The sequence below is a fragment of the Pseudomonas sp. G11-1 genome (genome assembly GCF_024031555.1).
In the GTDB taxonomy this organism is placed as follows: Bacteria; Pseudomonadota; Gammaproteobacteria; order Pseudomonadales; family Pseudomonadaceae; genus Halopseudomonas; species Halopseudomonas bauzanensis.
In genome coordinates, this window is sequence record NZ_QEYQ01000004.1 from 146,973 (window position 1) to 168,622 (window position 21,650).

Sequence of the window (21,650 nt, forward strand, 5' to 3'; positions counted from 1 at the left end):
GGGCTGTTATTTGATTCGGTATTCCGCGCTGCGGGCGTGCGCGGTCAGACTTTCGCCGCGAGCCAGCACCGAGGCCGTTTTCGCCAGTTCCGAGGCACCTTCCGGGGAGCAGAAGATCACCGAGGAGCGCTTCTGGAAGTCGTAGACGCCCAGTGGCGACGAGAACCGCGCGGTACCGGAGGTCGGCAGCACATGGTTCGGGCCGGCGCAATAATCGCCCAGCGCTTCGGGTGTGAAGCGGCCCATGAAGATGGCGCCGGCGTGACGGATCTGTGGCAGCATGGCATCGGGGTCGGCGACCGACAGTTCGAGGTGCTCAGGGGCGATGCGGTTGGACAGCTCGCAGGCCTGCTCCAGGCTGTCGACCTTGATCAGCGCGCCGCGACTCTCCAGGGAGATACGCACCATGTCGCTGCGCTCCAGACTGCCCAGCAACTTGTTCAGACTGGCTTCGACCGCGTCGAGAAAGTCCGCGTCCGGCGACAGCAGAATCGATTGGGCGTCTTCGTCGTGCTCGGCCTGGGAGAACAGGTCCATGGCGATCCAGTCCGGATCGGTCTGGCCATCGCAGATCACCAGGATTTCCGAGGGGCCGGCGATCATGTCGATACCGACCTTGCCGAACACCGCGCGCTTGGCGGTCGCCACGTAGATATTGCCCGGGCCGACGATCTTGTCCACCCCGGGAATGCTGTCAGTGCCATAGGCCAGCGCGGCCACGGCTTGCGCGCCACCCACAGTGAATACCCGATCAACCCCGGCCAGACAGGCTGCGGCCAGCACCAGCTCGTTGATCTCGCCGCGCGGCGTCGGCACCACCATGACCACTTCGGGCACACCCGCGACCTTGGCGGGAATCGCGTTCATCAGCACCGACGAAGGATAGGACGCCTTGCCGCCCGGCACATAGAGACCAACCCGATCCAGCGGCGTTACCTGCTGGCCGAGTACCGTGCCATCAGCCTCGGTGTAGCGCCACGAGTCCTGACGCTGATGCTCGTGGTAGAGCCGCACCCGCTCGGCGGCCACTTCCAGGGCCTGACGTTGTTCGGCGGTGATGCGATCGAGTGCCTGCTCCAGGCGGGCACGATCCAGGGTCAGATCGGCCATGCTGGCCACTTCGAGTCCGTCGAAGCGCGCGGTATATTCCACCACCGCCGCATCGCCACGGGCGCGTACGGCGGAGATGATTTCCTCGACCCGCTCGTTGACCGCCTTGTCAGACACACCTTCCCACGCCAGCAGCCCATCGAGATGATGGTTGAAATCGACCTGATTGATATCCAAACGGGCGATTTTCAACGGCGTGTTCATGGCGTATTCCTCAAGTGGGTTCGGGGTAGTGCTATCAGTTGGCGCGGCGCTCGACGGCCTCGGCCAACAGGTCAATCAGGCTCTTGATCCGGGCATGCTTCATCTTCATCGACGCCTTGTTGACGATCAGCCGGGAGCTGATGTCCGCAATCAGTTCCTGCGGCTCCAGGCCATTGGCCTTGAGCGTGTTGCCGGTATCGACCACATCAATGATCTTGTCCGCCAGGCCGACCAGTGGCGCCAGCTCCATGGAGCCGTACAATTTGATCAGCTCCACCTGGCGGCCCTGCTCTGCATAGTAACGGCGGGCGACGTTGACGAACTTGGTAGCTACCCGCAGGCGGCCCTTGGGCTCGGGCGTATTCACCGGGCCGGCCGTCATCAGCCGGCAGTTGGCAATCTTCAGATCCAGCGGTTCGTACAACCCCTGGCTGCCGTACTCCATGAGCACATCCTTGCCCGCCACGCCCAGATCGGCAGCGCCCTGCTCGACATAGGTCGGCACGTCAGTGGCGCGTACGATCAACAGCCGCACGTCCGGGTCGCTGGTGCTGAAGATCAGCTTGCGGCTCTTGTCCAGGTCTTCCACCGGCTCGATGCCCGCCAGCTTCAGCAGCGGCAGCGTGTCGTCCAGGATGCGGCCCTTGGACAGGGCGATGGTCAGGCTATTGCTCATGAAAATCCTCTCAAGCGGAAACGCGGCGGATACCGGCGCCAAGCATTTGCAGCTTTTCTTCGATGCATTCGTAACCACGATCGATGTGGTAGATCCGGTCAACCAGGGTGTCGCCATCAGCCCACAGGCCGGCGATTACCAGGCTGGCGGAGGCACGCAGGTCGGTCGCCATGACCGGCGCACCCTTGAGTCGCTCCACACCGGTAATGATGGCGGTGTTGCCCTCGACCTGAATCTGCGCGCCCATGCGGCTCATTTCCTGCACGTGCATGAAACGGTTCTCGAACACCGTCTCGATCACGGTACCGGTGCCCTCGGCCACGGCGTTCATGGCCATGAACTGCGCCTGCATGTCCGTCGGGAAGGCCGGGTAAGGCGCGGTGCGCAGGTTGACCGCGCGCGGACGGTTGCCCTTCATGTCCAGACTGACCCAGTTCTTGCCGGTATCGATCTGCGCGCCCGCTTCTTCCAGCTTCAGCAGGAAGGCTTCCAGAATCGACGGATCGGTATCCTTGAGCTTGACGCGGCCACGGGTGGCAGCGCCGGCGACCAGGAAAGTGCCGGTTTCGATACGGTCAGGCATCACCGAATAGGTGGCACCATGCAGGCGCTCTACGCCATCCACGGTGATGGTGTCGGTACCATGGCCGCGGATCTGCGCGCCCATGGCGATCAGGCATTCGGCCAGATCCACTACCTCGGGCTCCCGCGCAGCGTTCTGAATCACCGTCTGCCCACGGGCCAGGGTGGCCGCCATCAGGATGTTCTCGGTACCGGTGACACTCACGGTATCGAAGAAGTAATGTGCCCCGCGCAGGCCACCTTCCGGCGCCTTGGCCTTGATGTAACCACCTTCGACGGTGATCTCGGCACCCATGGCTTCCAGGCCACGGATATGCAGATCCACCGGCCGCGAGCCGATCGCGCAACCGCCGGGCAAGGCCACTTCGGCATAGCCGAAATGCGCGACCATCGGCCCCAGAACCAGGATGGAGGCGCGCATGGTCTTGACCAGCTCGTAAGGCGCCACCAGGGTGGTAATGCTGGTCGGGTTCACTTCCACGTTGAGCTTGTCGCCCACTACCGGCTGCACACCCATGCGACCGAACAGTTCGATCATGGTGGTGATGTCATGCAGGTGCGGCAGGTTGCAGATGGTGACGGCTTCGTCAGCCAACAGGGTGGCGGCCAGGATCGGCAGCGCAGAGTTCTTCGCGCCGGAAATGCGGATCTCGCCATCCAGGCGGTTACCGCCGGTGATCATCAATTTGTCCATACGGGTTCTCTCGTGCTGGGTCCGGTTACCGGTTGTCCCAGGCTTCGCGGGTAAAAAATTTCATGGTGACCGCATGGATGCTGCCATCGGCAATCGGGCCGTTGAGCAGCGCATAGACCTGCTGCTGACGCTTGACCGGCGACAGCGCCGCCAGTTCGTCACTGATCAGCAACAGCTGAAAGTTGCAGCCTTCGCCTTCCACTTCCACCTGTGTCTCGGGCAAATGCTGCTCCAGCAGCTTCTTTACTTCACTGGCCTGCATGGGGTATCTCCGTTGTGCTGCCATCGGCAGCAGAAAGTGTTTCCAGCCAATCATCCAGGCCGCAGACCGCCGCCATGCTCAGGAGGCCGGCCGGCAGCGCTGTGGCCTGCAGTTGAACCTGGCTCTGCTGCGCCGACCGAGCGGCAGACAACAATAGCGACAGGCCAACGCTGTTGATCCGGGTCACGCCGGACAGGTCAAGCACCACGCGTTTGCCGGCCGAGCTGGCCAGGAAGCTGTCGAGCGCCTCACGTACCGGGATGGCGCTGACGAAGTCCAGCTCGCCTTCCAGCCGCAGCCGCTCGCCGTCAGGTACCCAGCGCGCCGTCACTCGCCGGCCTCGTCTTCGACGATCTCGCGGGACTCGGCAACCACACTGCCCCAGTTGTCGATGACCGCATCCAGGTCATTGCGTTGGGCCTGCATGGCCTGGGCGAACTGGTCGCGGAACAGCAGGCCGATGTTGATGCCTTCGACGATCACGTTGCGCACTTTCCACTGGCCATCGATATTGGCCATGGTATAGGTCACCTTGTAGACGTTGCCATCATTGGCCTGCACTTCCATATCCACACTGGCACGCTGCTCAGACTGCTGCGAGCCCCGGGCCGGCGGCAGTACGGCGATCTTGCCGCTGTTGAATTCGAGCAGAGCATTGCCATAGAACTCGACCATGCTGCGCTTGAAGGTATCGATGAAGCGCTCCATCTGCTCATCCGAGGCACTGCGGCTGTAGCGTACGGTCATCACGCTGCGAGCGATGCCCTTGAAATCGACCACCGGATCGAGGACCTCGTTGAGCCCTTCGAGAAAGGCGTTGGAATCCTGCTTGTACAGCTCGCGGTTGGAGTCCAGTACTTCCATGACCCGCACGGAGGTATCTTCCACTACCTGATGGGGTGTAGCCGCCGCAGCCTGAGCCAGCAGCGGCATGCTCAGCAACAGGGCCAGGCCCCACGTCATGACGTTGCGCATAGTTTTCTCCTGTTAGTCGTCTTTGCTGACGGTATTGAGCAAGAAACGTCCGATCAGTTCCTCAAGCACCAGCGCCGACTGGGTATCGAGGATCTCGTCACCATCAGCCAGCACCAGTTCATCCCCGCCAACGGAGATGCCAATGTATTTCTCACCGAGCAAGCCGGCGGTGACGATCGATGCGGTACTGTCCGCCGGCAGGGTATCGACATCAGAGTTGATCGACATCTCGACCAAGCCGGTGTAACGGTTCTTGTCAAAGGTGATGCGTTTGACCTGGCCAATGGTCACACCGGCCATGGTTACCTTGGAGCGAGCGGTCAGGCCGGACACGTTGTCGAAGTGGGCATAGACCGTATAGGTGTCGCCACTGGTGGTCAGGGTCAGACCGCTGACACGCAGGGCAAGTATCAGCAGGGCCAGCAATCCGGCCAGGATGAACAGGCCGACAGTCAATTCCAGTTTACGGGTGCGCATGGCAGTTTCCTTGGCTGATCAAAACATCAAAGCGGTGAGAATGAAATCCAGGCCCAGCACGGCCAGGGAGGCATAGACAACAGTACGGGTGGTGGCCCGGCTGATGCCCTCGGACGTCGGCTCGCAATCGTAGCCCTGGAATACCGCGATCCAGGTCACCACGACGGCAAATACCAGGGACTTGATCATCCCGTTAAGCACGTCCGCACTGAAGAGTACCGAGTTCTGCATATTGGACCAGTAGGAGCCGGAATAGATGCCCAGCCAATCCACGGCCACCATGGCGCCGCCCCAGATGCCGACCACACAGAAGATCAGCGACAGCAGCGGCATGGAAATGAAGCCCGCCCACAGTCTAGGGGCGACTACATATTTGAGCGGGTCGACACCGATCATTTCCAGGCTGGAGAGCTGTTCGGTGGCCTTCATCAGGCCGATCTCGGCGGTCAGCGCCGAACCGGCCCGGCCGGCAAACAACAGCGCGGTCACCACCGGCCCCAGTTCACGCAGCAGGGTCAACGCCACCATCTGCCCGACCGCCTGCTCGGAGCCGTAGTCCTTGAGGATGTTGTAACCCTGCAGTGCCAGCACCATGCCGATGAACACCCCCGAAACGGTGATGATCGCCAGCGACAGCACGCCCACGGCATACAGTTGCTTGAGCAGCAGGCCAAAGGGATTGCCGAAGTTGGAACGTCCGGCCAGCGCCTGATACAGGAAGATGCCGGACCGGCCAATGGCCGCGACCAGATTCAGGCCGGATCGCCCCAGCAGGGCCACCCGATTTGCAAGAATACTCACGCCTTGCGCTCCTTCTGCAGTAGTTCATCCACATAATCCGTGGCAGGAAAGTGGAACGGCACCGGGCCGTCCGGCTCGCCCTGCATGAACTGACGGATGCGCGGGTTATTGGAGTTCATCAACTCATCAGGCTCGCCGTGGCCCAGCACCTGGCCATCACCCACCACATAGAGGTAGTCGGCGATACTGGCGGTTTCCGCCAGATCGTGGGATACCACGATGCTGGTCAGCCCCAGTGCGTCATTGAGCAGACGGATCAGCCGCACCAGCACGCCCATGGAAATCGGGTCCTGCCCGACGAAAGGCTCGTCGTACATCATCAGTTCGGGGTCCAGGGCAATGGCGCGAGCCAATGCGACGCGACGCTTCATGCCGCCAGACAGCTCGTCAGGCATCAGCTGGGTGGCGCCGCGCAGGCCGACTGCCTGGAGTTTCAGCAGGACGATATCGCGAATCATGTCTTCCGGCAGCTGGGTATGGACCCGCAGCGGGAAGGCAACGTTCTCGAACACGTTCAGGTCGGTGAACAGCGCCCCGCTCTGGAACAGCATGCCCATATGCTGGCGCGCGGCGAACAGCTCCTCGCGGCCCAGCTGGGGAATATTCTGGCCGTTGACCAGGATGGCGCCGCTGTCGGGGCGCAGCTGTGCACCGATCAGGCGCAGCAAGGTGGTCTTACCGCAGCCCGAAGGCCCCATGATGCCGGTAATCTTGCCGCGGGGGATCCGGATGTCTACATTATTGAAGATAGTCCGCTCACCCCGGGTGAAGGTTACCTGCTGCAGATCGACGATAAAATCCGATGATTCGGGCATAGTTATAGGCGGCCTTACCTGTTAACCGGCGCAATGACGGAAAAATGAACGGGGTAATATACCAGTTCCGCCGTTGCAGCCCAAGCTGCATGGGTTTCATTTGTTTTCCACCAGAAAAGCGCAGCAACAACACAGATGAGCCGCCCGCCACAAAACGTTATACTCAGCGCTGACCGAAAACAGATATCAAAGCCCATGCCAGAATTCGATTACACCGCATCAGCGCAACGCACCATCCGTATGGAACGTGACGCCGTCGACAGCCTGCTTACCCGGCTCGAAGGCCACTTCGATACTGCCTGCGCCACTCTCATCCAGTGTTCGGGGCGCATTGTCGTTACCGGCATGGGCAAATCCGGGCATGTCGGTCGCAAGATTGCCGCCACCCTGGCCAGCACCGGCTCCCCGGCGTTTTTCGTGCATCCAGGCGAAGCCAGTCACGGCGACATGGGCATGATCACCCGTGATGATGTCGTCATCGCCCTGTCCAACTCGGGCAATACCGCTGAAGTGGTTACCCTGCTGCCGCTGATCAAGCGCCTGGGCATTCCCATGATCAGCATTACCGGCAACCCCGATTCGACACTGGCCCGCGCCGCTGTTGCCAACCTGAACACCGGCGTCGAACAGGAAGCCTGCCCGCTGAACCTGGCCCCCACCTCCAGCACTACCACCGCACTGGTGATGGGCGACGCCCTGGCCATCGCCCTGCTGGAGGCCCGCGGCTTCAGCGCCGAGGATTTCGCTTTCTCGCACCCCGGCGGCAGCCTCGGTCGCCGCCTGCTGCTGTTGGTGGATGACATCATGCACAGCGGCCCACAGATGCCGCTGGTATCGCCCGACACGCCCCTGCGCGATGCGCTGCTGGAAATGACCCGCAAGGGCCTGGGACTGACCGGCATCACTGATGGCGAAGGCCGGCTTGCCGGAATCTTCACCGACGGTGACCTGCGCCGCACCCTGGACCAGGACATCGATATCCGCAACGCCCGCATCGAGCAGGTGATGACGCCGCGCTGCAAGACCGCCCGCCAGGGTGTACTGGCCGCCGAGGCGCTGAAAATCATGGAAGACGGCAAGATCAGCGGCCTGTTCGTGGTCGATGCCGACGGCAAGCCGGTCGGCGCCCTGAACATGCACGATCTGCTACGCGCGGGGGTGGTATGAACAACGAGCTGCTCGAACGCGCCCGCAACATCCGTCTGGCGATCTTCGACGTCGATGGCGTGCTGACCGACGGTCGTCTGTACTTCATGCCTGACGGCACCGAATTCAAATCCTTCAATACTCTGGATGGCCACGGCATCAAAATGCTGATCGCCTCCGGAGTGCAGACTGCGATCATCAGCGGCCGCAACTCGCCGCTGGTGGAACGCCGCGCCGCCAACCTGGGTATCCAGCACCTGATCCAGGGGCGCGAGGACAAGCTCACCGCACTGGCCGAGTTGCGCGCCCTGGTGCCAGTGGAAATGGAGCAGATCGCCTTTCTCGGCGATGACCTGCCGGATCTGCCGGTCATGCGCCGCGTCGGCCTCGGCATGGCCGTGGGCACCGCGGATACCTTCGTGCGCCAGCATGCCCACGGCGTGACCAGCAATGCCGGCGGCGCCGGCGCGGCGCGGGAGTTCTGCGAACTGATCATGCGCGCCCAGGGCACCCTGGAAAGCGCCCAGGCAGCTTACCTGTGAAGATCCCACGTTATCTGGTTACCGGCGGCATTGTCCTGCTCGCCGTGGCACTGGCGTTGGCGGTGGGTTACTGGAACATCCGCCCAGCCAGTTTCACGCCACAGGTGATTCAGGACCCGCTTCAGCCCGATTTCTTCATGGACAATGCCCGGATCCGCCAGCTCGACGCCAATGGCCAGCCGGTATATGACCTGGACAGTGTACGTGCCGCGCACCAGGTCGGTGACGACGTGACCGAACTGGATGACCCAAAACTGCTGTATTACCGCGAAGGCGAGCAGCAGCCCTGGGATGTGCAGGCCCGCTACGGCGAAGTCAGCGCTGGGGGGGATCGGGTGGACCTGAGCCAGAACGTAGTGATTGAACAGCAGTTGACGGGCCAGCCACTGCGGCGCCTGTCGACGCCGGCCCTGAGCATCTTCCCCCACCGGCATTTTGCCGAAACTGACCGGAGCGTCAGAATCGAGGCCGCCAACGGCGTGACCACAGCCACCGGTATGGAAGCGAATTTCAATGACGGCACCATCAAGCTGCTGTCCAACGTAAGAGGCGAACATGAAGCCCTTTAGAATCCTCTGCCTGGCCCTGCTGACGGGTGCGGCCACGCCAGTGCTGGCCCTGCCCGATGATGCCAATCAGCCGATCCGCATCCAGGCCAATGCCGCCACCCTGGACGACCGTCGCAGCACCGCCGTGTATACAGGCAACGTCATCATCACCCAGGGCAGCATGCGCCTGACCGGCAATCGCGTGACCCTGACCACCAACGACGCCGGCGACGTCAGCAAGGTCGTCTCGGTGGGCTCGCCTGCCACTTACCGGCAGCAGCCCGAAGCGGACGGCAGTCCAGTGGACGCGCGGGCCCAGACCATCGAATACCACGCCGCCGCCAATCGCGTGGTCCTGATCGACCAGGCCTTCCTCGAACAATCCGGCAATACCTTCCAGGGCCAGCGTGTCAGCTATGACATCGAGCGCCAGGTGGTAGACGCCGGTCGAGCCGATGCCGCCGAAGGGGAATCCGCCGAGCGCATCGAGATCATCATCCAGCCACGCAAGCGCACCGAGCCGGCAACCAATGACGAAACTTGAAGCACGCCACCTGGCCAAAGCCTACAAATCGCGCAAGGTAGTACAGGATGTATCCCTGTCGATCAGCAGTGGCGAGGTGGTCGGCCTGCTCGGCCCCAACGGCGCCGGCAAGACCACCTGCTTCTATATGATCGTCGGCCTGGTCAAGGCAGACCAGGGCAGCATTCTGATCAATGACCAGGATGTCACCCGCCTGCCGATGCACGGCCGGGCGCGCCAGGGCATCGGCTACCTGCCGCAGGAAGCCTCCATTTTTCGCAAGCTCAGCGTCGCGGACAACATCATGGCGATTCTGGAAACCCGTCAGGACCTGAACCGCCAGGGCCGCGAAGGCAAACTGGATTCCCTGCTGCGTGAATTCCATATCCATCACCTGCGTGATAGCGCCGGCATGAGCCTGTCCGGTGGAGAGCGACGCCGCGCTGAAATTGCCCGCGCACTGGCAACCGATCCGCAGTTCATTCTGCTTGATGAACCTTTCGCCGGGGTCGATCCGATCTCGGTCAATGATATCAAGCAGATCATCCAGCACCTCAAGGACAAGGGCATCGGCGTACTGATAACCGACCATAACGTGCGGGAGACTCTGGATATCTGCGACAAGGCGTATATCGTCAATGACGGCCATATCATCGCCGAAGGTGACGCCGAGGAAGTGCTCGCCAACCAGCTGGTACGCGATGTGTATCTGGGCCATGCCTTCCGTTTGTAAAAGCCCAACGGAATGAGGCATGCTGGCCATGTTTTTAGTTGTCTCTCAATGACTTGAACAGCGCACAAGGTAAACCGCAACACTATGAAACCAACGCTCGTCCTCAAAATGGGGCAGCAGCTGACCATGACTCCACAGCTGCAGCAAGCCATTCGGCTGCTTCAGCTGTCCAGCCTGGATCTGCAGCAGGAAGTGCAGGAAGCACTGGAAGCCAATCCCATGTTGGAGATGGCCGACGACGGCGATGATGATTTCAGCCTCAGTGCGAGCGATACCGCTGGCAACGACGATGCCCCCGCCACGGCCCTGCCCGAGCCCGTTGAGCTGGAGGCCATTGACCAGCACAGCCACGGCGAAGAAGAAGGCAACTGGAACGAGCAGATTCCCAACGAATTGCCGGTCGACACCCAGTGGGAGGATATCTATCAGACCTCTGCCAGCTCCCTGCCCAGTTCAGATGATGAAGACTGGGACTTTACCGCGCGCACCGGCACTGGCGAGACCCTGCAGAGCCACCTTGAGTGGCAACTCAATTTGCTGCCGTTGTCGGACACCGACTATCAGATCGCTATCGCCCTGATCGATGGCATCAACGCCGATGGCTATCTGGAAGAATCCCTGGAAGACATTCTGACCTCCCTCGACCCAGCCCTCGAAGTGGAGCTGGATGAGGTCGAGATGGTGCTGCACCGGATTCAGCAGTTCGAGCCGACCGGTGTTGGCGCCCGCAACCTGAGCGAATGCCTGCACCTGCAGTTACAGCAGTTGCCCGCTACCACGCCCATGCTGGAGCAGGCCAAACGTGTGGTCCGCGACCACCTGGAGCTGCTCGGCAGCCGCGATTTCGCCCAGTTGATGCGCCGCTCCCGGCTGAAGGAGGATCAGCTGCGCGAAGTGGTAAAGCTGATCCAGACGCTGAACCCGCGCCCCGGCGGCGAGATCGCCTCCGGTGAAGCAGAATATGTGATTCCCGATGTCATCGTACGGCGGGACCAGAACCGCTGGATCGTCGAGCTGAACCAGGAGGCTGCGCCCAAGGTCCGGGTCAACAGTCAGTATGCCTCCATGGTCAAGCGAGCTGACAGCAGCAACGACAACACCTACCTGCGCAACCATCTGCAGGAAGCGCGCTGGTTCATCAAGAGCCTGCAGAGCCGCAACGAGACGTTGATGAAGGTCGCAACCCAGATCGTCGAGCATCAGCGCGGCTTTCTCGAACATGGCGAAGAAGCCATGAAACCGCTGGTACTGCACGACATCGCCGAAGCCGTGGGCATGCATGAGTCGACCATCTCCCGGGTGACCACACAGAAATTCATGCATACGCCGCGGGGCATCTTCGAGCTCAAGTATTTCTTCTCCAGCCATGTCAGCACCAGCGAGGGCGGCGAGTTCTCCTCCACCGCCATTCGGGCGCTGATCAAGAAGCTGGTCGCGGCGGAAAACCCGAAGAAACCATTGAGTGACAGCAAGATCGCTGGTCTACTTGAGGAACAGGGCATCCATGTCGCGCGACGGACCATCGCCAAATACCGCGAGTCCCTCAACATAGCGCCATCCAGCGAGAGGAAACGTCTGGTCTGAATCAATTGTTGGATCAATGAAATCGGCAACGAGAAGTGGCACCATGGAGTCACCGACAATGGTACTCCGGTTATCAAGCCAATCAGGAGAAGTGTTATGCAAATGAACATCACTGGTCTTCAGCTCGATATCACCGACGCACTGCGTGATTACGTTACCGAAAAGATGGCCCGCCTCGAGCGGCATTTCGACAAGATCATCAGCGTTCAGATCACTCTGGAGGTGGACAAGCTTCAGCAGAAGGCCGAAGGTACCCTGCACATTGCCGGCAACGATCTGGTTGCCGAAGCGGAACATTCCGACATGTATGCCGCCATCGACCTGCTGGCTGACCGCCTGGATCGCCAGTTGATCAAACATAAGGAAAAACACATTGGCCGCCAGCAAGGCGTCAATGACCGGTAAGGCTTTAAAGCAGCGAACCCATGCAGATAGATAACGTACTCACCCCCCAGCTTACTTTCACCAGTGTGCCGGGGGGCTCTAAGAAACGGGTGCTGGAAATGATCGGTGATATGGTCGCCCAGCACACCGATCTGGACTCCGATGCCATTTATGAAAGCCTGATCGCCCGGGAAAAGCTCGGGTCGACCGGCTTCGGCAATGGCATCGCCATTCCCCATTGCCGGCTGGAGCAGTGCACCCATGCCATCGGTGCCCTGCTCCAGCTCGACAGCAAGATCGACTTCGACTCTCTGGATGGTGAGCCGGTCGATCTGATTTTCGTACTGCTGGTGCCCCACGAGGCCACCGAGCAGCATTTGCAGATACTCAAGATGCTGGCCGAGAAACTTGACCAGGAAGATTTGCGCGAGGCCCTGCGACAGGCGCCAGATGCAGAAACCCTGTATCGGGTCATGGTTGGCGGAGGCTGATACTGATGCGCCTGGTTGTAGTCAGCGGACGATCCGGATCCGGTAAAAGTACCGCTCTGCACCTCCTGGAAGACAATGGTTTCTATTGCATCGACAACCTTCCGGCAGGCCTGCTGCCGGAGTTGGCCCGGCAGGCCAACAATACCGACCTGAGCCTGCCCAAGGTCGCCATCAGCATCGATGCCCGCAACCTGCCCAGTGATCTCGAGCGCTTCCCGGACCTGCTCAAGCAGGTACGCGACGCCGGTATTCACTGCGATGTGTTGTTCCTTGCCGCGACCGATGAGGTACTGATCAAGCGCTTCTCGGAAACCCGCCGCAAGCACCCGTTGACCGACGGCAACTTGTCCCTCGGTGAAGCCATCGCGGCCGAACTGAAGCTACTCGAACCCATCATCGACCTGGCCAGCCTGAAGATCGACACCAGTCACCTGACGCTCTATCAGCTGCGCGACCTGCTCAAGCAGCGTCTGCTCAGCAGCCAGAGCAACAGTCCGTCGATCCTGATCCAGTCGTTCGGTTTCAAACGCGGCGTGCCGGTGGATGCCGATCTGGTATTCGACGTTCGCTGCCTGCCCAACCCCTACTGGAAGCCCGACCTGCGGCCGTTTTCCGGCAAGGACCAGCAGATCCGCGATTACCTGGACGCCGAGCCCGATGTTCAGGACATGTACCAGGACATCTTCTATTTTCTGCAGAAGTGGCTGCCGCGCTATGCCGCTGGTGAGCGCAGCTACATGAGCATCGGCATCGGCTGCACCGGCGGTCATCACCGCTCGGTATATATCGCCGAACGCCTGGTCAGGGAGCTCAGTGTGCATTCCTCCAACCTGCTCATCCGCCACCGGGACCTGCCATGACCCAACTGACCGAACGCGTGCGCATCATCAACAAACTCGGCCTGCATGCCCGGGCAGCCGCCAAGTTTGTCAATGTGGCCAAGCAGCACGAGTGCAGCGTCAGGGTCGGCGGTGATGAGCAACAGATGGTCGACGGCAAGAGCATCATGCAAGTGATGATGCTGGCCGCCAGCAAGGGCAGCGAGATCTGCATCAGCTGTGAAGGCGAACATGCCGAACAGGCCATGGCGGAACTGATCGGGCTGATCAATGACTACTTTGGTGAAGGCGAGTAGCGCAGCCAGGGCCTGCCAGCAGGCAAGCCCGCTAACAGGCGTTAAAGACTGACTCTACACCCCGCCCACCGTCATGCCATCCACCAGCCAGCTGCCGGTCAGGTAGTTGCCGCGACGCTCGATATCCGAGCCGACGCAGCGCAGGTTGGCGAACATGTCCTTCAGGTTACCGGCGATGGTCACTTCCCGCACCGGGTGGCTGATCACGCCGTTTTCCACCCAGAAACCGCCGGCTCCGCGTGAATAGTCGCCAGTAACGCCATTGACGCCCTGCCCCATCAGCTCGGTGACCAGCAGGCCAGTGCCCATTTCCCGCAGCAGCGCCGGCAGGTCACCGGCGTTGGAATTGATATGCAGGTTATGCACACCGCCAGCATTGGCGGTACTGGCCAGCTTCAGCCGGCGGGCCGAGTAGGTGCTCAGCACCCAGCTCTGCAACACACCCTGTTGAATGAAGCTCTGCGCCCGGGTCGCCAGGCCGTCGCCGTCGAAACCGGCACTGCCCAGCGCCTGCAGCAGGTGCGGACGCTCATCGATGGTGACCCACTCGGGAAATACCTGAGTACCCATGGCATCCAGCAGGAAGGTGGACTGGCGGTAAACCGCGCCGCCGGAAATCGATCCGACCAGACTGCCGAGCAGACCGGCCGCCTGATCAGCGGCAAACAGCACCGGCACCTTGGCGGTTTTCACCGGCTTGGCGCCCAGCCGTGCCAGTGCCCGCTCAGCAGCCTTCTGCCCCAGGGCTTCCGGCCCCAGCAGCCGCTCGGCCTTGCGATCCACCGTATACCAGTAGTCACGCTGCATACCGTCTTCAGTATTGACGATCAGGACCGCCGAGGCGCTGTGCCGGGTTCCCAGCGAGCTACCGATGAAACCGTGGCTATTGCCGTAGACCCGGCAACCCTGCTGGCTGCTGAGGTTGGCGCTGTCACTGCTCAACCGCGGGTCCATTGCCAACGCCGCCGCCTCGCAGCTCAGTGCCCGCTCGATGGCCGCATCAGCATCCAGCGCCCAGGGATGATATAGATCCAGATCCGGGATATCCCTCGCCATCAGGACGGCATCGGCCAGGCCGGAATAACTGTCAGGTGAGGTATTGCGAGCGATCGCCAGGGCCGCCTCGACCGCCGAGCGAATCGCCTCGTCGGACGTATCCGAGGTACTGGCCGAGCCCTTGCGCTGGCCCAGATACAGGCTGATGCCGAAGCCCTGGTCCCGGTTCAGTTCCACCGTTTCAACTTCACCGCGGCGCACGCCAACGGACAAGCCAGTGTTCTGACTGACCGCCACCTCGCAGGCCGAAGCACCTTGCCGACGGGCCTCATCGAGAATGAATGCCACGCGCTGCTCGAGCTGCTGGCATAGGGCGCTGGGGTCGTCATCGTGCTGGACAGGAAGCTGTTCGGTCATGTGATCTCCTTGTAGGCGGCCATTGTACCCCGGACAGCCGCCCTGTGAACGGGTATCATGACGCCTTGAACAGAACCGGTGAACGGGCAGCAAACCATGACAGATTTTCCTGAAGAACACGACAATGACGAGCTGGATGACGAGAAGAGCAAGAGTCAGGTCAAACGCGAAATGCACGCCATGCAGGAGCTCGGGCGCCGACTGACCGAACTCAAGCCTCACCAGCTGGAAAAGCTCAACCTCACCGATGAGATGCGCAAGGCGTTGGACGAGGCCCACCGCCACACCGCCCGAGGCGCGCTGAAGCGGCACCTCAGCTTCGTTGGCAAGCTGATGCGGGATCAAGATGTGGAAGCAATAGAGGCTTACCTCGCTCGACTCGATAGCAGCAGCCAGGCCCATGCCCAGTTCTTCCATCAAATGGAGCGTTGGCGCGACCGGCTGCTGACTGGCAAGCCGGACGAACAGCAGGCCTTCATGGAAGCCTACCCCGATGCCGATCGGCAAACCATCCGCCAACTGGTGCGCCAGGCCGGCAAGGAAGCAGCCGAAGGCAAGCCGCCGGCCGCCTCGCGCAAACTATTCAAGCTGATCCGTGAGGTCGTCGAAAACGCGGAATAATCCGCAGCCGCGTGTAATGGCGATCTGTGGCTGATGTGCTAGGTTCAAATAGAACATCAAGCCACAGGACCTGCCGTGAATATCGCCACGCCACTCCCCCGCCTGGAAAACCTGCTACCGCCTGATCACGACAATGAATATCAGCAGTTGCTTGATGGGCTCCTGCAACCCCAGGCACGCATCAATCCAAAATACTTCTACGATGACACCGGCTGCGAGCTGTTTACCCGCATCTGCGAGCTTGAGGAGTACTACCCGACCCGCACCGAGGCGGCGATCTTCGAGCGCTGCGCGGATGACATCAGCTTGGCGCTGGTCAATCACGCCCAATGGATTGACCTGGGCTGCGGCGACTGCAGCAAGTCACGCCGCTGGCTGCAACATATCGCTCCGGCCAGGCTGATCGGCGTCGATATTGCCGGCGACTTTCTGCAAAGCTGTCTGGCCGATATTGCCCATGATCATCCGGAGTTGGAATGCATCGGCGTAGTCAGCGATTTCACCCGTCATCTCGATCTGGCCGAATTGCTTGCCGAAGACCGCGCCAGTCCGCCGGTGTTCTTCTATCCCGGCTCATCAATCGGCAACTTCACCCGCCCCGATGCTTTGCGCCTGTTGCGCTGCATTCGTCAGCAGTGCGGTGCTCGCGGGCAACTACTGATCGGCATCGACCTGGTGAAACCCAGCCCTATTCTGGAAGCGGCCTATGATGACGCCGAGGGCGTGACCGCCGCGTTCAATCTGAACGTGCTGAGCGTGGTCAACCAGCTGCTGCATGCCGATTTCGAACCGGCCAACTTCGTCCATCAGGCAGTCTATGACCGCGAGCAGAATCGGATCGAGATGCGTCTGGTAGCAAAACACCCGCATCGTGTTCGGCTGGGCCACACCGAGCGGCACTTCCACAGGGGCGAATATATCCTCACCGAGTATTCACACAAATACACCACCGATGGCTTCAGCGCCCTGCTGGCCGAGGCCGGGTTCCATTGTCAGCACCTGTGGACCGATCCGCAGCAATGGTTCGGTGTGTTTCTGGCGGAGTCTTGAGATGACCCAGCAACCACCCCACACCGAAGCCGCCGTGCTGCTGTCCCGCTACCGTCAGGTGCGCGACCGGAGCCTGAACCTGATCGAAGGGCTGACGCCGGAGGATTGCCAACTGCAATCCATCGCCGAAGCCAGTCCGCTCAAATGGCATCTGGCCCATACCAGCTGGTTTTTCGAGACGTTCATCCTGGCGGCACTGGCCCAGCCACCAGCGCCCTTCGATCCCGCTTTCAAGGTGCTGTTCAATTCCTACTATGTCGGCGTTGGTGACCGCCACGCACGACCGGAACGAGGGATGTTGTCACGGCCTACGCTGGAGCAGGTGTTGGCCTATCGCTGCCATGTCGATCAGCACATGCAACAAGCCCTCGCCGCAGCGGAGATGCCTGCCGAGCAGGTCGCACTGGTCGAGCTTGGTTTGAATCATGAGCAGCAGCATCAGGAATTGATGCTGACCGATTTGAAACACCACTTTTCCCGTAATCCGTTGTTTCCGGCATGGCGGGAGACCGGTGATGATCAACGTGCAGGCTCTGGTGCAACCGCTGAGCGGCTGCACTGCAACGGTGGTCTGGTGGATATTGGTCATGCCGGCCGCGGGTTCTGTTATGACAACGAATTGCCGCGCCACCGCGTCTGGCTGGAGCCGTTTTCCCTGGCCAGCCGCAATGTGACCAACGGCGAGTACCTGGCCTTTATCCGTGACGGCGGCTATCAGCGCTCCGAGTTGTGGCTGTCCGACGGCTGGGATCAGGTTTGCAGCGAAGGCTGGCACGCTCCGTTGTATTGGCAACACCACGACGCCGGCTGGCAGGTCTTTACCCTGCACGGGCTGCAGCCGCTGAATGAAGATGCGACCCTCAGCCATGTGAGCTTCTATGAAGCGGATGCCTACGCCCGCTGGGCCGGCGCTCGCCTGCCTACCGAAGCGGAATGGGAATATGCCGCTTCCGAGGAACAGCGGCTGGAAGGTCTGTTCGACGAGGTCTGGCAATGGTGCAACAGCGCCTACCTGCCCTACCCCGGCTTCCAGCCCGCTGCGGGAGCGGTTGGCGAATACAACGGCAAGTTCATGATCAACCAGATGGTCCTGCGCGGCGGCTCGCTGGCCACGCCAACAGGACATAGCCGGGCTTCGTATCGCAACTTCTTTCCGGCATGGGCGCGGTGGCAGTTCAGTGGGGTGCGGTTGGCGTGGGATAGCGTTTAGTCGATTGTTCGTTGATGGCTTGGGGCGGCTTGCGGGGTGGGGCCGAGCCGGTGGAGGCAATGCGGACACGCCGTGAATACATCCATGTAGGCTCGCGATTGCCATCCATGGCAATCGACGGTCCGCACTACCTCCACCGGCTCAGCCCTTACCTACATCGAAGCTGCTGCTGGTAAAAGCAAAAGCAAGTCTGGATAACCCGTCGCCCTGTCACTAATGACGTAAAAAATCTATCAGCGTGCATATAGTTGGCAAGTGCGTAGCCGGCTGGCCCTGACTGGACCGTGTGGTGGCCAGGGAAGGCCACCACACGAGCGCCCATGGACGGCTCGAGCGGGTCCGGTCAGGGCCAGCCGGCTATGCACCGACACAGAACCAGCCGCACCACACAACAAAAAAGCCGCCCCCGGCAACCGGGAGCGGCTTCGCAGATCACTCAACGCGAGGCTATCAGTAGCCCAGCGAGAAGCTCTCTTCGTCCATGTCCATCAGGTTCGCAGAACCGGACAGCATGGCTTCAACGTGGGTGCGGGTACGCGGCAGGATGCGCTGGTAGTAGAAACGCGCGGTCTGCAGCTTGGCCTTGTAGAAGGCAGCATCGCCTTCGCCGGAAGCCAGTTTCTCGGCCGCTACGCGAGCCATGTCGGCCCAGAAGTAGGCCAGGCAGACGTAACCGGAGTACATCAGGTAATCCACCGAGGCGGCACCGACCATCTCGCGGTCCTTCATGGCAGCCATGCCGACCTTCATGGTCAGGTCAGCCCATTCCTTGTTCAGGGTTGCCAGCGGGCCGACGAATTCCTGAATGGTCTCGTTGCCTTCCTGGCCTTTGCAGAACTTGTGCACGATCTTGGTGAAGTTCTGCAGGGTCGCGCCCTGAGTCATCAGTACTTTGCGGCCCAGCAGGTCCAGCGCCTGGATACCGGTGGTGCCTTCGTACAGCATGGAGATGCGCGAATCACGCACGTTCTGCTCCATGCCCCACTCGGAAATAAAGCCGTGGCCACCGTAGATCTGCACACCGTGGTTGGCCGCTTCGAAGCCGACTTCGGTCATGAACGCCTTGGCGATCGGGGTCAGGAAGGCCAGCAGGGAATCGGCGTGCTTCTTCTGCTCTTCGTCGGTGCTGCGCTTGATGATGTCGACCTGCTGGGCAGCGAAGTACACCATGGCGCGGTTGCCTTCGGCGAAGGCTTTCATGGTCAGCAGCATGCGGCGCACGTCCGGATGCACGATGATCGGGTCGGCGGGCTTTTCCGGGGCTTTCGGGCCGGTCAGAGCACGCATTTGCAGACGCTCACGGGCGTACTTGATGCCACCCTGGAAGGCGACTTCGGCATGGGCCAGGCCCTGCAGTGCGGTGCCCAGGCGTGCGGTGTTCATGAAGGTGAACATGCAGTTCAGGCCTTTGTTCGGCGGCCCGATCAAAAAGCCGGTGGCGCCGTCGAAGTTCATCACGCAGGTGGCGTTACCGTGGATACCCATCTTGTGTTCTAGCGAACCGCAGCTGACACCGTTACGCTCGCCGTTTTCGCCAGCAGCGTTCGGCAGAACCTTGGGCACGATGAACAGGGAAATACCCTTGGTGCCGGCCGGAGCATCGGGCAGGCGAGCGAGTACGATGTGGACGATGTTCTCGGCCATGTCATGCTCACCGGAGGAGATGAAGATCTTGGTACCGGAAATCTTGTAGCTGCCATCGCTGGCCGGCTCGGCCTTGGTGCGCAGCATGCCCAGGTCGGTGCCGCAATGGGGTTCGGTCAGGCACATGGTGCCGGTCCACTGGCCGGATACCAGCTTGGTCAGGTAGACCTGCTTCTGCTCGTCGGTGCCGTGGGCTTCAATGGTGTTCATCGCGCCGTGGGACAGGCCGGGGTACATGCCCCAGGACCAGTTGGCCTGGCCAACCATTTCACTGACGGCCAAACCCAGGGAGTCGGGCAGGCCCTGGCCGCCGTACTCGGGGTCCAGCGACAGGCTCGGCCAGCCGCCTTCGACGAACTGCTCGTAGGCTTCCTTGAAGCCGGTCGGCGTCTTCACGCCCTCGGCGGACCAGGTGCAGCCTTCGGTGTCACCGACGCGGTTCAGCGGGGCGATGACCTGTTCACAGAACTTGGCACCTTCCTCGAGAATGGCACTGACCATGTCGGGAGTAGCATCTTCGCATCCCGGCAGACTGCTGTAATGTTCTTCATAACCCAGTACTTCGTCGCGAACAAAACGGATGTCACGCAGGGGAGCCTTGTATTCTGGCATGGTACTGACCTCAACGATTATTTCAGGATTCGGGACGGCGACGAGCCACAGGGCCCATTCAAACGCGTGTTTGAAACTTACGTTTCAGCCACAGCAATGTCAAGCCCCGCCGGATGAAAAACCGGGGAACATGGTGAAGTTCGAGATTAGCAGTAAAGGTCGCAGAGTTGGGATCGGGCGTGTGCGTTATGCAGCACAGCATTCCTGGGGGCGTCGAGCACCAGCTCGATGAAAGATATTTCAGGCACTCCGCTGGTCGAGCCGATGCTCAGCCATATCAGGAGTCCTATTGTGGGAGCGGGCTTACTCGCGAACAGCCTGCTGGATAACGCCCGGGAAAACCGGTCAAGCTCGGATGTCGATCAGCGTACCCAGCACTTCATCGGCGGTATCGATAACCGAGGCACCCGCCTCGACTTCCCGTTGCGCCTGCTGCAGTTCGACCAGGCTGTTGGCCAGATTCACCGGCCGGTTGCTGTCGACCTGAGTGGTCGCCGCCGGCTGGCCGGTGGCGGGTTGCAGGGGAATAGCGGCGGCCGCCGATGCGCTGATCGGCGCGCCGGCGCGGGCGATCTCCGCGGCTGCGGTATTGGCGCGGTACTGGCCCTGACGTACGGCGTCAAAGCCGGAGGAAAGTAGATCGAGCGAGGCCATGGCATAAGCTCACATAGTGGCAATATGCCCATTCAAGCACATGTCGTTTCAGGATGACAGACCGGCGGTCGGCTCGAGCAGCGTGTCCAGTGCGAGGTATTTGGCAATTTCCGCCGGCCGCCCCCCTTCCACCCGCGGCACTACTCCCAGACATGGCGCCGGCAGCATCGCCTTGAGCGTTTCCAGATTATGTTGCTGGCGATCCATCTGCGGATCGACCTGGTTGGCCACCCAGCCGGCCAGCCGCAGACCGTCGGCGGCGATTGCCTCGGCGGTCAGCAGCGCATGATTTATGCACCCCAGGCGCAAGCCCACCACCAGGATTACCGGCTCGCCCAGCTCCTGGGCCAGATCGGCCAGAGTCTGGTCATCGTTCAACGGCACTCGCCAGCCGCCAGCGCCTTCCACCAATGTCAGGTCGGCACCACGCTCGAAGACCCGAAAACAGGCATCAGCGAGCCGGCTAGCGGAAAGCTGGAGCCCTGCTTCCCGGGCAGCGATATGCGGCGCGATCGGCGGCGCCAGTGCTACCGGGTTGAGCGCAGCGTAATCCAGCGGCGGCGAGCATTCGGCCTGCAAGGCCAGGGCGTCGTCGTTGCGCAAACCTTCCGGCGTAACTTCACAACCTGCTGCGACCGGTTTCACCGCGGCGGTGGTCAAGCCGCGCTGCCGCGCTGCGTGCAGCAACCCGGCGGCGATGGTGGTCTTGCCGATTTCGGTATCGGTGCCGGTGATGAAATAACGCTGGGGCATGTCGGGTCTCC

The 21,650-nt window shown here is 61.3% G+C and carries 26 protein-coding genes; 13 read left to right on the forward strand and 13 right to left on the reverse strand.

Annotated features, from left to right (window positions below):
- Positions 1 to 6 precede the first annotated feature (6 nt).
- Genes hisD through DHB74_RS13110 form a run of 9 tightly spaced genes read right to left on the reverse strand, consistent with a single transcriptional unit; the run spans position 7 to position 6,596 of the window.
- Entirely contained in the window at positions 7 to 1,314 is a 1,308-nt protein-coding gene (hisD, locus tag DHB74_RS13070) for a histidinol dehydrogenase (protein WP_499161674.1), read from the reverse strand.
- Positions 1,315 to 1,348: 34 nt separating this feature from the next.
- Positions 1,349 to 1,990, reverse strand: coding sequence for an ATP phosphoribosyltransferase (hisG, locus tag DHB74_RS13075; protein ID WP_036992779.1), 642 nt, complete (start codon positions 1,988 to 1,990; stop codon positions 1,349 to 1,351).
- A gap of 10 nt (positions 1,991 to 2,000) precedes the next feature.
- Entirely contained in the window at positions 2,001 to 3,266 is a 1,266-nt protein-coding gene (gene murA / locus DHB74_RS13080; RefSeq protein ID WP_036992781.1) for a UDP-N-acetylglucosamine 1-carboxyvinyltransferase, read from the reverse strand.
- Between the two features lie 25 nt (positions 3,267 to 3,291).
- Positions 3,292 to 3,528 (reverse strand): BolA family protein, encoded by a 237-nt coding sequence (locus DHB74_RS13085; RefSeq protein ID WP_036992782.1) that lies wholly within the window; start codon positions 3,526 to 3,528, stop codon positions 3,292 to 3,294.
- On the reverse strand, positions 3,515 to 3,859 hold the full coding sequence (locus tag DHB74_RS13090) for an STAS domain-containing protein (RefSeq protein ID WP_051611352.1): 345 nt from the start codon (positions 3,857 to 3,859) through the stop codon (positions 3,515 to 3,517). The genes DHB74_RS13085 and DHB74_RS13090 overlap by 14 nt, the downstream gene beginning before the upstream one ends.
- Positions 3,856 to 4,503 (reverse strand): MlaC/ttg2D family ABC transporter substrate-binding protein, encoded by a 648-nt coding sequence (locus tag DHB74_RS13095; protein WP_036992784.1) that lies wholly within the window; start codon positions 4,501 to 4,503, stop codon positions 3,856 to 3,858. Before DHB74_RS13095 ends, DHB74_RS13090 begins: the two co-directional genes overlap by 4 nt.
- Positions 4,504 to 4,515: 12 nt before the next feature.
- Entirely contained in the window at positions 4,516 to 4,980 is a 465-nt protein-coding gene (gene mlaD, locus DHB74_RS13100) for an outer membrane lipid asymmetry maintenance protein MlaD (protein WP_036992786.1), read from the reverse strand.
- Positions 4,981 to 4,998: 18 nt separating this feature from the next.
- On the reverse strand, positions 4,999 to 5,781 hold the full coding sequence (gene mlaE / locus DHB74_RS13105) for a lipid asymmetry maintenance ABC transporter permease subunit MlaE (protein ID WP_499161675.1): 783 nt from the start codon (positions 5,779 to 5,781) through the stop codon (positions 4,999 to 5,001).
- Complete coding sequence (locus DHB74_RS13110; RefSeq protein WP_499161676.1) at positions 5,778 to 6,596, reverse strand: ATP-binding cassette domain-containing protein; 819 nt, start codon at positions 6,594 to 6,596, stop codon at positions 5,778 to 5,780. The genes mlaE and DHB74_RS13110 overlap by 4 nt, the downstream gene beginning before the upstream one ends.
- A 195-nt stretch (positions 6,597 to 6,791) precedes the next feature.
- Here DHB74_RS13110 and DHB74_RS13115 point away from each other — a divergent pair, with 195 nt between their 5' ends.
- From DHB74_RS13115 to DHB74_RS13160, 10 genes are all read left to right on the forward strand, one after another.
- Entirely contained in the window at positions 6,792 to 7,763 is a 972-nt protein-coding gene (locus DHB74_RS13115; protein ID WP_036992791.1) for a KpsF/GutQ family sugar-phosphate isomerase, read from the forward strand.
- The gene (locus tag DHB74_RS13120; RefSeq protein ID WP_499161677.1) at positions 7,760 to 8,284 is read left to right on the forward strand and encodes a KdsC family phosphatase; all 525 of its coding nucleotides are present in this window, start codon (positions 7,760 to 7,762) and stop codon (positions 8,282 to 8,284) included. The genes DHB74_RS13115 and DHB74_RS13120 overlap by 4 nt, the downstream gene beginning before the upstream one ends.
- Positions 8,281 to 8,853 (forward strand): LPS export ABC transporter periplasmic protein LptC, encoded by a 573-nt coding sequence (gene lptC, locus DHB74_RS13125; protein ID WP_169304577.1) that lies wholly within the window; start codon positions 8,281 to 8,283, stop codon positions 8,851 to 8,853. Before DHB74_RS13120 ends, lptC begins: the two co-directional genes overlap by 4 nt.
- Entirely contained in the window at positions 8,840 to 9,376 is a 537-nt protein-coding gene (gene lptA, locus DHB74_RS13130) for a lipopolysaccharide transport periplasmic protein LptA (protein ID WP_036992793.1), read from the forward strand. The genes lptC and lptA overlap by 14 nt, the downstream gene beginning before the upstream one ends.
- Positions 9,363 to 10,088 carry an LPS export ABC transporter ATP-binding protein gene (lptB, locus tag DHB74_RS13135; protein WP_136869063.1) on the forward strand — a complete coding sequence of 242 codons (726 nt, stop codon included), beginning with the start codon at positions 9,363 to 9,365 and terminating at the stop codon, positions 10,086 to 10,088. The genes lptA and lptB overlap by 14 nt, the downstream gene beginning before the upstream one ends.
- 84 nt (positions 10,089 to 10,172) lie before the next feature.
- A complete protein-coding gene (locus DHB74_RS13140; RefSeq protein ID WP_499161678.1) occupies positions 10,173 to 11,672 on the forward strand; it encodes an RNA polymerase factor sigma-54 in 1,500 nt (499 codons plus the stop codon).
- Between the two features lie 96 nt (positions 11,673 to 11,768).
- Positions 11,769 to 12,077, forward strand: coding sequence for a ribosome hibernation-promoting factor, HPF/YfiA family (gene hpf, locus DHB74_RS13145; RefSeq protein WP_036992799.1), 309 nt, complete (start codon positions 11,769 to 11,771; stop codon positions 12,075 to 12,077).
- A 20-nt stretch (positions 12,078 to 12,097) separates the two neighbouring features.
- Positions 12,098 to 12,547: a PTS IIA-like nitrogen regulatory protein PtsN gene (ptsN, locus tag DHB74_RS13150; RefSeq protein WP_036992801.1), complete on the forward strand. Its 450-nt coding sequence runs from the start codon at positions 12,098 to 12,100 to the stop codon at positions 12,545 to 12,547.
- A 5-nt stretch (positions 12,548 to 12,552) separates the two neighbouring features.
- The gene (gene rapZ / locus DHB74_RS13155) at positions 12,553 to 13,407 is read left to right on the forward strand and encodes an RNase adapter RapZ (RefSeq protein ID WP_036992804.1); all 855 of its coding nucleotides are present in this window, start codon (positions 12,553 to 12,555) and stop codon (positions 13,405 to 13,407) included.
- On the forward strand, positions 13,404 to 13,682 hold the full coding sequence (locus DHB74_RS13160; RefSeq protein ID WP_036992805.1) for an HPr family phosphocarrier protein: 279 nt from the start codon (positions 13,404 to 13,406) through the stop codon (positions 13,680 to 13,682). Before rapZ ends, DHB74_RS13160 begins: the two co-directional genes overlap by 4 nt.
- Positions 13,683 to 13,736: 54 nt before the next feature.
- Here the strand turns inward: DHB74_RS13160 and pmbA are convergent, their stop codons facing one another.
- Positions 13,737 to 15,095: a metalloprotease PmbA gene (gene pmbA, locus DHB74_RS13165; RefSeq protein ID WP_499161679.1), complete on the reverse strand. Its 1,359-nt coding sequence runs from the start codon at positions 15,093 to 15,095 to the stop codon at positions 13,737 to 13,739.
- A 96-nt stretch (positions 15,096 to 15,191) separates the two neighbouring features.
- Here pmbA and yjgA point away from each other — a divergent pair, with 96 nt between their 5' ends.
- The 3 genes from yjgA (at position 15,192) to egtB (ending at position 17,976) form a co-directional block, all read left to right on the forward strand.
- Positions 15,192 to 15,716, forward strand: a complete 525-nt coding sequence (gene yjgA / locus DHB74_RS13170; protein ID WP_136869060.1) for a ribosome biogenesis factor YjgA — start codon at positions 15,192 to 15,194, stop codon at positions 15,714 to 15,716.
- Positions 15,717 to 15,791: 75 nt separating this feature from the next.
- Positions 15,792 to 16,766: an L-histidine N(alpha)-methyltransferase gene (egtD, locus tag DHB74_RS13175; protein WP_499161680.1), complete on the forward strand. Its 975-nt coding sequence runs from the start codon at positions 15,792 to 15,794 to the stop codon at positions 16,764 to 16,766.
- A 1-nt stretch (position 16,767) separates the two neighbouring features.
- Complete coding sequence (gene egtB, locus DHB74_RS13180; RefSeq protein ID WP_499161681.1) at positions 16,768 to 17,976, forward strand: ergothioneine biosynthesis protein EgtB; 1,209 nt, start codon at positions 16,768 to 16,770, stop codon at positions 17,974 to 17,976.
- Positions 17,977 to 18,426: 450 nt separating this feature from the next.
- Here egtB and DHB74_RS13185 read toward each other — a convergent pair whose 3' ends face one another.
- The 3 genes from DHB74_RS13185 to bioD form a co-directional block, all read right to left on the reverse strand.
- Positions 18,427 to 20,232: a phenylacyl-CoA dehydrogenase gene (locus DHB74_RS13185; RefSeq protein WP_499161682.1), complete on the reverse strand. Its 1,806-nt coding sequence runs from the start codon at positions 20,230 to 20,232 to the stop codon at positions 18,427 to 18,429.
- 345 nt (positions 20,233 to 20,577) lie between these two features.
- Positions 20,578 to 20,886, reverse strand: coding sequence for a flagellar basal body rod C-terminal domain-containing protein (locus DHB74_RS13190; RefSeq protein ID WP_136869056.1), 309 nt, complete (start codon positions 20,884 to 20,886; stop codon positions 20,578 to 20,580).
- 48 nt (positions 20,887 to 20,934) lie between these two features.
- Positions 20,935 to 21,639: a dethiobiotin synthase gene (bioD, locus tag DHB74_RS13195; RefSeq protein WP_280165211.1), complete on the reverse strand. Its 705-nt coding sequence runs from the start codon at positions 21,637 to 21,639 to the stop codon at positions 20,935 to 20,937.
- Positions 21,640 to 21,650: the final 11 nt, after the last annotated feature.